The organism is Bacteroides faecalis, from assembly GCF_003865075.1.
GTDB lineage: Bacteria > Bacteroidota > Bacteroidia > Bacteroidales > Bacteroidaceae > Bacteroides > Bacteroides faecalis.
On the sequence record NZ_BHWB01000004.1, the window covers coordinates 93,206 to 105,145 of the forward strand.

An 11,940-nucleotide genomic window follows, 5' to 3' on the forward strand; every position below is an offset into this window, starting at 1 on the left:
TTTCTCTTTTTTATCAAAAAAATGTTATTCCGATTGTTCTGTAAAACGCTTGATTACATTATATGCAGACACAATACCAAGTTCACCAGCTTTACTCAAATCGGAAATACCCAGTTTATTATTACCTAAGAAAATATGAGTTAATCCACGGTTAAAGTAAGCATCTGCAAAGTCCGGATTCAGTTCGATCGCTTTATCGTAATCAGCCATTGCAGCACGATAGTCTTTCAACATTGCCGAAATATTGGCACGATTATAATAAGCATATACAAAATCCGGAGCTAAAGAAATAACCTTATCTAAATCTTTTTTCACTATCTCATAATCCACTGCACCAATTTCTTTAGTTGTATTACCACCAGGCAAATCTGAATCATTAGCTTGTTCTGCCTTCAGATATTCCAATTGTTTACAGCGAATCAAAGCACGCATAAAATAAGCCGGGAAGAACTTCTCATCCAATAGGATCGATTGTGTCAAATCAGAAACAGCACTTGAGAAATCCTGCACTAAATAGAAATCAATTGCACGAGCAAAACGTTTTGCTGCACTTTTATCATCTTCTACAATAGCTGAAGTATGCGTATCAATCAAAGCGAAATGAAATTTGACTTGTTCCTCAGACAATGGAGACTCCATATTTGTTATGAGAAGACGTTTGGGAAGTATTCCCGAACGATTCATATCATCAATAAACTTATGGAAATTCACAGAACGTTTTACATCACTCATTTTTTCATAATAAGTCAAAGCAAACAACGGTTCCAATTTAATATTCACATTCTTATCCTGCACACGTCCACGATAATCGCTTGTATAACGTTGATCTGTCTCCGAATCATCAGCAATTACTATCTTACGATAGTTATTCATATTTTTATCAGACTTCTTACGAGTTTTATCTTCTGTATCCTTATCCTCTTCTCCTTTATTTTGAGCAACGTCTTTACTTACCACACCGTTATGTTTATCTAATTGAGCTTTTATGACCTTAAACTCATCCTGTTCAGCTCCTTTACGATCTCCAATTTTTTTACGTGCCTCCGAACGTTGGTAATACCCTGCCAAAAAATTAGGATATTGATCGATAACTGTTGTATAATCCTGGATGGCTCCATGATAATCCCCTATTTGAGCACGTAGCAGGCCACGATTGAAAACAGCCATCATATTATCCGGTTCCATCTGAACTACAAAATCAAAATCCTCAATAGCCCGATTATCATCCCCGACTCGTGCACGCAACAAACCACGATTATAATGACCAATAAAGTTGTTAGGATCAATATCCAACGCCAAATCATAGTCGCTCATCGCACCTCTCAGATTATTCTGATGGAAACGCGCCAAGGCACGATTTATATAATTTCCTGCATTTTTTGCACTCAAATGAATCGCACGATCAAAATCAGATTCTGCTTCAGCATATTTTTCTTGTTGTAATTGAACAATTGCTCTGGCAGCCCAAGCATCGGGATCATACTTATCTAACTCTAAAGCCTTATTAAAGTCACTCAAAGCAGCAATTGTATCTTTTTGTTGCAAAAAGACCTCTCCTCTCATAAGATATGCTCTGGTATAACGTGGTGCAACCTTCATCAAACTTTCCAAATCATCTCTAGCTGCATCATAGTCCTTCTTTTGCATATGGGATAATGTCAGATTGTGCCACAAAGAAATATTCTCTGGATCGTAATGTAAAGCCTGCTTATAATCTTCGATTGCCCCATCAAACTTACTCTGACGAATACGTGCCAAACCACGAATTTGGTATGCTCCTACAACGAAGGGATTACGTTGGATAGCAGCATCGCAGTCCGCTTCAGCCCCTTGAAAGTCCTCCAGATTAATCTTTGCTAAAGCTCTGAAAAAATACGGTTCATACAGATAAGGTCTAGCATTAATTACCTGATTGAAATACTGAATAGAAAGCACATAATCCTCAAAATAAAGTGCATTCCGTGCGATAGTCATCACCCGTTCTGTATTAATCTGAGCATATACTAATGTGGGAAACAGTAATAAGACTGTTAGTATTCTTTTAATCATCGGCATTTTATACTTGTAAACGTAGCAAAAATAATGCTTTTAGTTTACTTAACAGGGATATAAACGTTTTTTATCTTTATTTCACCTGTTTCATCTTATAAGAGCTACGTGCTTTTCCTTTCAGCATCGTATTCAATTTTCCCTTTATCATTTGCTTACGAAGCGGAGAAAGATGATCAATGAACATTTTACCATCTAAATGGTCAAATTCATGTTGCATCACACGAGCCAAATACCCCTCTATCTCTTCATCATGTTCTACAAAATTCTCATCCATATATTTTACGCGAATTTTATTACCGCGCTTTACACTTTCATGAATACCGGGAAGGCTTAAACAACCTTCTTCCATACTCACTTCTTCACCTCCTACCTCTAAAATATGAGGATTAATATACGCCTTATTAAAATCTTTAAATTCCGGGTAATCCTCAGAAAGTGGATCTAATGTAATTGTAACGACCCGAATCGGAAGACCAATCTGTGGTGCAGCCAATCCTACACCGTCAGCGTTTACCATCGTTTCAAACATATTTGCTATAAGCTCTTTCAAATTCGGATAATCCGGTGTTATGTCCTCTGCCACCTTTCTCAATACAGGCTGACCATATACATAAATAGGTAAAATCATATTTTATAATCTACTAAAAATTAAGTTACTCTTTTTAATTAAAAACGTTTACTCTCCAAATATGTTTGCAAAATAATAGTTGCACTAATCTCATCAACCAATGCTTTGTTCTGCCGATCTTTCTTCTTCAGTCCGGCTTCCAGTATTGTACGATGAGCCATAACAGAAGTAAAACGCTCGTCTACATATTCAACAGGCATATCAGGCAATTTTTTCTTGAGGGCATGCACAAATGGCTCAATATTCTTCATGTTCTCCGAAGCTTCATTGTTCATTTGCTTGGGAAGCCCTACGATGATACGCTCAACTGGCTCCTTCGATACATAATCTAGGATAAACGTCAATAACTGATGCGTAGGTACTGTCGTTAAACCATTAGCAATCATCTGTAAAGTATCGCTAACTGCTATCCCTGTACGCTTTCTACCGTAATCAATGGCTATTATTCTACTCATAATGGGTTACAAAAATACGATTTATATTCGAATTCCATCCTTATTCAAATCAAATAATAACAAAAAAGGGTGTCCGACATTGTCAAACACCCTTTCATTATAGAGTTTATTACTTTTAATAACCCTTATTCAAGAATTACTACGCGATTCAAGAAGTTCTTACCGAACATATTGTCAGTACCACCGTAACCGATAACTTCAAGTTGATCTTTGTTTACGCCTTCTTTAACCAAAGCATCATAAACTGCCTGAGCACGCTTATCAGCTAATTTCTTATTCAAAGCAACGCTTCCGGTAGCCTTATCAGCATAACCAGCAATCTTGTACTTCTTATTCGGATTTTCCTTCATAACCTTAGCAGCTAATTTAAGATTAACCAATCCGTAATCATCAATAGTAGCCTTACCAATTTTGAAGAAGACAGCACGAGGACCTGGAACCTGAACAGTCTTAACAACTTCTCTCACTTCTGGTTTTACATTAGCCAAAGCTCTCTTAGCAGCATCTAAATCAGCTTTTGCTTTTTCCAACTGGCTTCTATAGCGATTAACCTCATCATTGATCGCATCCTGATCAACTCCGTTGCAAGAAATAAACTTCTTGCCACCGAAAGTATAAGTTACACCAGCAGTCAAAGAAACAGCACCATCAGTATAAGCATTGCTATATTTACCAAAGATAGAAGGAGAAACCTCACCTCTAGCTTCAATATTAATATCCCAATAGTCATTTATATTGAACTGTCCCATCAAACCAACAGAACCATTAATCAATGCATTCAACTTATCTTGGTCACCATAAGTCTTAGCAAATGTCAAACCAGGACCTGCAAATACAGATAATGTAAACAAACGATCTGGGTTATAGCCACAAATAGAATTAGAAAGGTTATACAAAGCGTCTGCACGCAATGTAAAATACTTCTTATTCTTAATCTTGTACCATGTAGTCTGATTACCAACAACGGTTTCTACACCATTCAAGTGTTTAGAGTTTAATGTACTCCACAAGCCTGCAACTTGTCCGCGGAATCCCCATGTAGGATTGACCCATTTACCCAGTGAAACATGGATCAGCGGTGTAATAGCCTTACCCAAGCCATAGTCACTGTTATCCGGATTTACACAAACCTGAGCTCCTCCACCAACACTGATAAAGATATTATCTTTGAATCTCTCGCTGGTGAATTTCTCTTTAGTCTGTGCGTTTGCTGTAACAGCAGCACCCGCCAACAGTAAAGATAATATTACTAACTTACTTTTCATTGTTTTCTTAGTTTTAAATCGTTTAACTCTTTTATCTTATTTGTCCCAACCCACTTACTTCAAATAAATCTTATAAGCAAGTCCACCGGTAAAATACTTCATTCTTTGCATTTCTACCTGCAGATGCAAGTGGTTGAAAAGCAAATAGGTAGCACCTAACGCAAAATCTTTTGAATCATATTCTGCAATCAATCTCAAATCCGGTGCAAATGTTGGATTATAACTAATACCTGCTGCGATTCCATTCAGCTTATACTCCAATCTTTTATTATATAAATAAGAAAGGTGTATTCCAATCTCTTCCTTTCCGATAGAAACATGCTTTGTTGCTGCAACATAAAAGCGGCAAAAATACCCATTTCCCGAAGTGGAATTAATCACATCGCCGGAGGAAGTAAAAGGATCCGAAGTTCCAAATACCACAGCTGGCATATATTTCCAAAATTGTCCTTCTTTCAAAGCTCGCAATCGAACAGAAAAATATCTATCCTGATTCGTAAAACCTGTGTAACCATAAGGTTTTAACCCTAATGCTTCCGCTTTAAAAAGTGTACACGTATATGCCACTTCTAACCAAGGGAAGAAAGTTACATTCAAGTAATAATTGTACGTATGATAGTACCATGTAGGAGGAGTTATCTCCTTATTCATAAAATTGGCACCTAGCATTACTGTTTTATCCTTTTGCATTTCTGCCGAAGGAGCATGCAATAATCCCGTAGTTCCGTAAGTTAATTGAGCCGAAAGCACACCAGCAGTGCATAAGAAGAATAATGCTAATATCAATCTTTTAATCATTACATTCCTTTCTATTAATGTACTTTCGGTCAAAATCTCTTTATTTCAAAGAATTATTCAAAATCAATGATACCACCACCAGCGTTCAAATCATCACCATGAGCATGACCATGACCATGGCTATAATCTGTACAATTAGCTTTATAATTATATCCGATATATTCTACAAATTCAACTTCATAGTCTTTACCACTAATTTTCATTGTAACGACATAAGTTTGACGAACTTGCTCAACTTCAATATAATTCAAGTTAGAATGTGCATCTACTAAAACATTTTGTTTGTCTTCTTTTTCCTGATAACCAATTGAAGGAAGATTAACTCCATTCATTACTTGATTTTCAATAAAGTTTGTAATCTGATAAATAGCTGCATTTTTCACAGTTGCATCTGTAATATCAGCGAATACAACTTCCAAAGATTTTGTATATGCAGAACCAAATTGCTGAGTAGTAACAAATGGGAATTCTTTAGCTACATTAGCTGTATTGCAGTATTTTTTGCTGCTATCTTCACCAATGTTTGGTAATTCTTTTTTATCAACAATCGGTTTATCATAAGAGATAGTTCCTTCTGTAGAGCCACCTTCACTTGTAGGCAATCCAATTTTGAACGTAGAGAAGTGATAAATATAAGCAACATATAAATTAGCAGCCTTCTTCTCAACTCTTGCTTGACCATCTGCTACCCAGCTACCATCAGCTTTTTCAAAAAGAACTTTCAAACCGCCTTCGCCTACCAAAGCATCAGGATATGAGAATTCGATTTCCAATGGAATTTCAAATACTGTACCGTCAGGTTTACCTTCATAAACACGAACAGCAGATGCTTCTTCTTCTGTTACCAAAGGTGCACGTTCAATAGTAATAGTCTTAGCTATAAACTTACCTTCCGCATCTTTACCAAATGCTCCTTGAGGAACAATCAGTTTATCAGTCGTTGTACCCTTACCGTCTGCTGAAGCACCATCAATTGTGATAATTTGTTCAGTGTCACCTGCTACAATTTCTTCTGCAACACCTTGAATTGCTTTAGATTTCAATAAGAAATCAAGGTGAGTAGCAATTGTCTGATTGTCAAATGCTGCAAACTGTAATTCAGTCTGTGTACTTCTGTTATTGTAACCATTAGCCGTTACATCTACAGTATAGGAGCCACAAACACTCTTAATCAAAGCATCGATTTCAGCCTGTGAAGCTCCATCTTTTGTTTTGAATTCATACTTGACAGAAAAAAGTCCCATTGCATCTGTAGTAGTTGTTTGTACTCCAGCAGCAGCCGGTCCAGTAACAGTAACAACTGCATTCTCTATTCCTTTCAAACTCGTTGAGTTTGCAATAGAACCAGAGATTACATAATTTACACTTTTAGAAGAGGTATCAATCACTGTTTTGATGTCCTCCTTTTCATAGCAGCTTGTCAATGTTCCCAAGACAGCTACAAAGCATAACGCTAACTTAGCGCCTAGCCCGAAAAATTTACTATTCATTTTCATCTCAATAAAATTAATAATTCACTAATTCCGATTTAATAAAATATGGGTTTAAACTATTATTATGCATTATATTATCACTTGGTGACGTTCTATACGTCTTATAATAATTTCGCTCATTACCCGCATTGTACACCATTCCAAAATTTTCAGAAGGAGTTACACGCGGAATATATCCTTTTCTCTTATATCTATATGGAGGCAGAGCAATCTGAAAACGGAAACCGGCATTCGCTCTAATCCCTCTATTTGCTTTTTCTCCATAAAATCCGATTGACACATATTTAAAATGACGTATCATATCACACCGGATACTTTTTTCACCTTGTATATGTTGAATCAACTTCACGCTTGTTTGTAAGTTATAATAAGGCCAAAAGAAATTGGCTCCTATATGCCAAGTCCAAACTTTTCTAGAATCAAAGTGGCAAGTAAAAGCATCCCAATAACAAGCCCCCGTATACCCCACCCGTCCTTCAAAAGAAAAACGTTGATCCATCTTCAACACATGCATAGCGCTTAAATCAACTCCATAACGATTCGCCATAAAATGTCCAACTGACAATGTAGCCCACGTATTATAAGGAAGCCGCACCGTTTGCGATAAACTCACACATCCCGGATGAACCCTATCATAGACATTATGAACAGCCTCGGACATCATTTCAAATCCATCGTTATATATAGGTATAACCATTTGTGCTGTTAATGACATACCCTTCCAAAAAGAGACCTCTATTGTAGGAGATAGATTGAATAATACCTGATAAACTTGCGTAATTACCAAATTCTTCAATGACAACTCCGGATATACTACAATATCCACCTTAAATAAAGAGCTATTTTCTTTTTTTATCTTTCGTGCCTGTTTCCACGCATCACCTAAATTGTAACTAACATTCCAATCCTGGCGAGTTGCTTCCGGCAGGCTATCTGCCTTAGTTGGTTGGTAAAATAGAGAAATCTGAGGTACATTATTATCCAGAACTATGATCCGACATGATTTTCCATCTGGTAATCCAGTTTTTTGAATCACATCAACAGCTTTACCAATTCCAACGCCTTGCAAACGATATGCGGAATTCTGTATGGTATAAATCCGTTCTTTATCATCTTCTGTACACCCAACATTTTCAAATCCCATCTTTACTAAAGTGCTAACCGTACTTTCCTCACTCTGGCAAACTCCCTTAAAAGAGAACAAACAGAATAGAAAGAATATAGCATTACGCGTCAAGTCTTTAGTAATTAGACATTTATTCATGTTTGAGTTTATATATCTCATTAGTTTTATTTTATATTCCCCCCTTCGTAAAAAAAATACAACGCAAAAATAGGCAGATTTTTAATAATGGCAAAGAATTTTATATGAAAAAATAACATATTGTACTATTTTTCTCACTGATCGACTATAAAAACATAAAATATAGCCATATCCCCCGATAAATAAGCGAAAGTGCGGAGTAAGATTCAGAATTAAAAACAAAAAAGAAGCTGTCCCGAATACCAAGATAAAGACCGGTTTCAGCGACAGCTCCATTTTTAAGTTATTTGTTCCTTAAAATTCGAAAAACCATCAAAAAAGGACTTTAGTAGACCAATTTCACGTTATCAATCCATAATGAATTACCGGGAGAACCGATATATGCTCCTCCATGGCTCGACGTAAACTGAAGATACAAATGAGTAGGAACATCATTTTCATCTCCCCACGCAACCTCATGTATAGGAACGCTTTCTCCTTTACTATTCACTGTATAATTTTCAGTAACCCCCAAACGCATCATGTGTGACTTATATTCAGGACGTTTTGTGATATCACCATACATAATTTCATACGTAGCATTATTTTTCCAATCTGTAGTATGATAGTAATAAGTCACCATGGTCCCAATACGCTTTGCATAAACGTTTCCATCCGCATCTTCCCAACGTTTTTGTAGAAATAAAATAGCAGCCGGAAAGTCTTTACCTGGCACATCTGTGATTTTACTGAATCCAGTAGCACGAATACGATTTTCTCTATCAGACATCTTCACTTTATAATCAAACTGAAGAGCTACCGGCTTCTTCGTAAACGGAATGCCTGTTTGCAACATCTTCTCCGGATTTTTCGTACCTTTAATAGGTTCGTGCACAGATCCGGTGAAAATAGAGCCGGCAGCCAACACTGTTATATTAACCACCCCCAACACTTTCACACTTTCCATACGCGTATCCAACCGGGCACAATAACCATTTCCTCTTTTTTCAGGAAAAACAGATGTGTTCGTTTTCGTAATACCCGCAACTTTAGCCATTACGTTTGAAGTACCCCATGGCGAACCGCCCATGTTTTTATAAGGCTGATCCCCTTTAATCACAGCCGTCGGAGCTATCTCATATACATTCTTCGTATTTCCTCCAATAATTCCCGATTCCTTTATCTGGCGATCAACCCATTGGTCCATATCACCAAAAGGGAGCATTTCAACCACTGGTTGAGCCATTACAGGTAAAGAGATAAAAAATGCCATAAAAACGACAAAAAACAAGCGATGAACCATATTCTGAATCATTAATATCTTTCCTTTCTTTATAAATTATAATCCCATTGTTTCAAAGCGAAGTCCCAATTGTCTTCTACCAATCGGATAGTTCGATCATCATATTTATACTTATTCTTTTTATATCCCTTCTTCCCACCGACATATTTTTCAATATCAGCTTGCGCTTCGGTAAAACCCGGAATAGAAAGTGATTTATAAATATTCTCCGTCATCCCCATAGCATCCGCTTCAAAATCTTCAAATTTCACTTCTATCAGATTGCCTTCAGGAATAAACTTTTTATCCGATTCATATTTATGATAAAGCTTTGCATAAATAGAAAGGATATTTTCCTCAATTTGTTCATTACTGATATCTTCCAATTTCAAAGGTTGAATCGTATTTGTAAAAAAACTACGAGTCGATTCAAACACCGTATACGGATTACGCATCAGATAAATGAACTTAGCGTTGGGAAACATCTTCACTAACTCCTTCACTCTACCCGTATGAGGTGGATTCTTGCTAAGGAATTGAGTCCCCTTGGTATTCCACAATGAAATCTTAATCAATTTAGTAAACACCTCCTCAAAAACTTTCAATTCAGCTTCCGTTATATCATCAAACAACAGATATTTATCTGCATACTCTTGCTGATACTTAGGAAGAAACCAAAAGTTATAATAAGTATAAGGCATCATATTGGCCAGTGCGAATTCCTCCTCCTGAGGAAGATCTACTGCCAACTCCATATTATCTGTCGGACGTTTATCCGGCATCAGCCAACTCATATTTTTTTTGAAGAAAGGCTGTCCCCACATCATCAAATGCGGAAACACTGTTTGATAAGTGGTATTATAGCCAAAATGTTTATCACAAGAAAAAACATTATGAACAAAAGTCGTCCCACTTCTCCAATGCCCCAGAATAAACACAGGATCATGCTCCAAAGGCTGATTTGCCAATAACTTCTCATAGCGTTTATTCTGCAAAGTAGCCAGAGGAGACAATAACTGACACACCGCTTTAGTCAGTCGATACTTTCCTTTATAGGCAGCATCAATTTCACGATTAGCAGTAATGGACTTAAACGTTTTCCAATCAGCCCCTACTAAGGTATTAATCGGAAGTTTATTAAATTCAAGTAATCCCATTTTATATAATGGTTAATGGATAATGGATAATGAATTAATTGTATCACAATAATATATTATCAAATATTCCGGTTCAACATTTCACTTTTCTATATCTTTATTTATTTTATCACCTTCACAGCGAAGCCCTGACGTTTTAATTCCTCCACGGCTTTTTCCACAGCATCATAATGTTCAGGAGAGATTCCTAATTTTGATAAATCCAATACGGGAATATCATCCGTACTGTTCATATCCTTCATCTCAACCCGGTCAATAATCATACCTACAGCAGAAGTATTATTGGTAATCGGATCGATTAATATAAAAGAGCCACAAGATTTATTCTTCTGATATGGATCAAAGAAAAGTTCTTTAGCAGTTGTCAGAACAACACGCGCTATCTGATTCAATTGCAAAGGCAAAGTCTCTTTAGTTAATTGACCGTCCTCTAAAGATAAATGTTCCATCGTATTCACATCTACCTTATATTTAATCGAATCAATTCGCGTACGGCTCAGATTCGTTGTCTGTTTGATAAAGAAAGACTTATTAACATCCATCGGTTCTTCATCCATCCAAACCATCATTGCCTCAAAATTACGATCTATAATAGGCAGATTATCAGGATGTACCAACATCTCACCACGAGAGACATCAATCTCATCTTCCAAAGTCAATGTTACAGATTGAGGTGGAAAGGCATAATCCAACTCACCGTCATATGTAACGATACTTTTGATTTTCGAAGTCTTACCGGAAGGCAATGCCATCACCGTATCTCCTTTACGTATAATGCCTGATGCAACTTTACCGCAAAAACCTCTAAAGTTAAGATTAGGACGAAGCACATATTGCACCGGGAAACGGAAATCCTTAAAGTTATGATCATTATCAATATGAACCGTTTCCAAGAAATCGAGCAAAGAAATTCCTTTATACCATGGAGTACGTTCAGATTTGTCAACTACATTATCACCGTCCAAAGCAGATAGCGGAATACAATTCACATCCGGAATACCCAAGGGAGCCACAAATTTCTTATATTCTGCAACGATTTCATTAAAGCGTTCTTCTGAAAAACCGACCAAGTCCATCTTGTTTACAGCCAACACCACATGCTTAATCCCCAGTAAAGAAACCAGGAAAGTATGACGGCGCGTTTGCGTAATCACTCCTGTACGGGCATCCACTAGAATAATTGCAAGGTTAGCGGTAGAACCACCTGTAATCATATTACGAGTATACTGTTCATGCCCCGGAGTATCTGCAATAATAAACTTACGACCATTCGTAGAAAAATAACGGTATGCCACATCAATTGTAATACCCTGCTCACGTTCAGCTTTCAAACCGTCAAGCAATAAGGCATAATCGATATGTTCTCCAGCATTACCAACACGCTTACTATCACGTTCCAACGCATCCAGCTGATCTTCATACAGTTTCTTACTATCAAATAACAGACGTCCGATCAATGTCGATTTACCATCATCCACCGATCCGGCTGTCAGCAATCTCAATAAGTCTTTCTGTTCATCTTTATCCAGAAAAGCCTTTATATCTAACTTATTTTCTGCCATCACTT

General features: G+C 36.9%; 10 protein-coding genes. All 10 read right to left on the minus strand.

Features of this window, described 5'->3' with window-relative positions; all coding sequences use genetic code 11:
• Positions 1-24: 24 nt before the first annotated feature.
• A complete protein-coding gene (locus EJF25_RS08320) occupies positions 25-2,049 on the minus strand; it encodes a tetratricopeptide repeat protein (protein ID WP_125040784.1) in 2,025 nt (674 codons plus the stop codon).
• A gap of 76 nt (positions 2,050-2,125) precedes the next feature.
• Complete coding sequence (gene def, locus EJF25_RS08325) at positions 2,126-2,680, minus strand: peptide deformylase (RefSeq protein ID WP_125040785.1); 555 nt, start codon at positions 2,678-2,680, stop codon at positions 2,126-2,128.
• Between the two features lie 38 nt (positions 2,681-2,718).
• Positions 2,719-3,135, minus strand: coding sequence for a Holliday junction resolvase RuvX (gene ruvX, locus EJF25_RS08330; RefSeq protein WP_125040786.1), 417 nt, complete (start codon positions 3,133-3,135; stop codon positions 2,719-2,721).
• 125 nt (positions 3,136-3,260) lie between these two features.
• Entirely contained in the window at positions 3,261-4,400 is a 1,140-nt protein-coding gene (locus tag EJF25_RS08335; RefSeq protein ID WP_025075622.1) for an OmpA family protein, read from the minus strand.
• Positions 4,401-4,454: 54 nt separating this feature from the next.
• On the minus strand, positions 4,455-5,198 hold the full coding sequence (locus EJF25_RS08340; RefSeq protein ID WP_125040845.1) for a YjbH domain-containing protein: 744 nt from the start codon (positions 5,196-5,198) through the stop codon (positions 4,455-4,457).
• 53 nt (positions 5,199-5,251) lie between these two features.
• Positions 5,252-6,688: a carboxypeptidase-like regulatory domain-containing protein gene (locus EJF25_RS08345; RefSeq protein WP_125040846.1), complete on the minus strand. Its 1,437-nt coding sequence runs from the start codon at positions 6,686-6,688 to the stop codon at positions 5,252-5,254.
• A 16-nt stretch (positions 6,689-6,704) separates the two neighbouring features.
• A complete protein-coding gene (locus EJF25_RS08350) occupies positions 6,705-7,976 on the minus strand; it encodes a hypothetical protein (RefSeq protein ID WP_200832890.1) in 1,272 nt (423 codons plus the stop codon).
• A 304-nt stretch (positions 7,977-8,280) separates the two neighbouring features.
• A complete protein-coding gene (locus tag EJF25_RS08355; RefSeq protein WP_125040848.1) occupies positions 8,281-9,249 on the minus strand; it encodes a PCMD domain-containing protein in 969 nt (322 codons plus the stop codon).
• A 17-nt stretch (positions 9,250-9,266) separates the two neighbouring features.
• Positions 9,267-10,373: a cholesterol-responsive sulfotransferase gene (locus EJF25_RS08360; protein ID WP_125040849.1), complete on the minus strand. Its 1,107-nt coding sequence runs from the start codon at positions 10,371-10,373 to the stop codon at positions 9,267-9,269.
• A 101-nt stretch (positions 10,374-10,474) separates the two neighbouring features.
• Positions 10,475-11,935 (minus strand): sulfate adenylyltransferase subunit CysN, encoded by a 1,461-nt coding sequence (gene cysN, locus EJF25_RS08365; RefSeq protein WP_125040850.1) that lies wholly within the window; start codon positions 11,933-11,935, stop codon positions 10,475-10,477.
• Between the last annotated feature and the right edge of the window lie 5 nt (positions 11,936-11,940).

What these genes read in the sequence shown, in the direction of transcription:
- EJF25_RS08320 (WP_125040784.1), bottom strand. Translation starts at nt 2,049, where the DNA reads ATGATTAAAAGAATACTAACAGTCTTATTACTGTTTCCCACATTAGTA.
- def (WP_125040785.1), bottom strand. Translation starts at nt 2,680, where the DNA reads ATGATTTTACCTATTTATGTATATGGTCAGCCTGTATTGAGAAAGGTG.
- ruvX (WP_125040786.1), bottom strand. Translation starts at nt 3,135, where the DNA reads ATGAGTAGAATAATAGCCATTGATTACGGTAGAAAGCGTACAGGGATA.
- EJF25_RS08335 (WP_025075622.1), bottom strand. Translation starts at nt 4,400, where the DNA reads ATGAAAAGTAAGTTAGTAATATTATCTTTACTGTTGGCGGGTGCTGCT.
- EJF25_RS08340 (WP_125040845.1), bottom strand. Translation starts at nt 5,198, where the DNA reads ATGATTAAAAGATTGATATTAGCATTATTCTTCTTATGCACTGCTGGT.
- EJF25_RS08345 (WP_125040846.1), bottom strand. Translation starts at nt 6,688, where the DNA reads ATGAATAGTAAATTTTTCGGGCTAGGCGCTAAGTTAGCGTTATGCTTT.
- EJF25_RS08350 (WP_200832890.1), bottom strand. Translation starts at nt 7,976, where the DNA reads ATGAGATATATAAACTCAAACATGAATAAATGTCTAATTACTAAAGAC.
- EJF25_RS08355 (WP_125040848.1), bottom strand. Translation starts at nt 9,249, where the DNA reads ATGATTCAGAATATGGTTCATCGCTTGTTTTTTGTCGTTTTTATGGCA.
- EJF25_RS08360 (WP_125040849.1), bottom strand. Translation starts at nt 10,373, where the DNA reads ATGGGATTACTTGAATTTAATAAACTTCCGATTAATACCTTAGTAGGG.
- cysN (WP_125040850.1), bottom strand. Translation starts at nt 11,935, where the DNA reads ATGGCAGAAAATAAGTTAGATATAAAGGCTTTTCTGGATAAAGATGAA.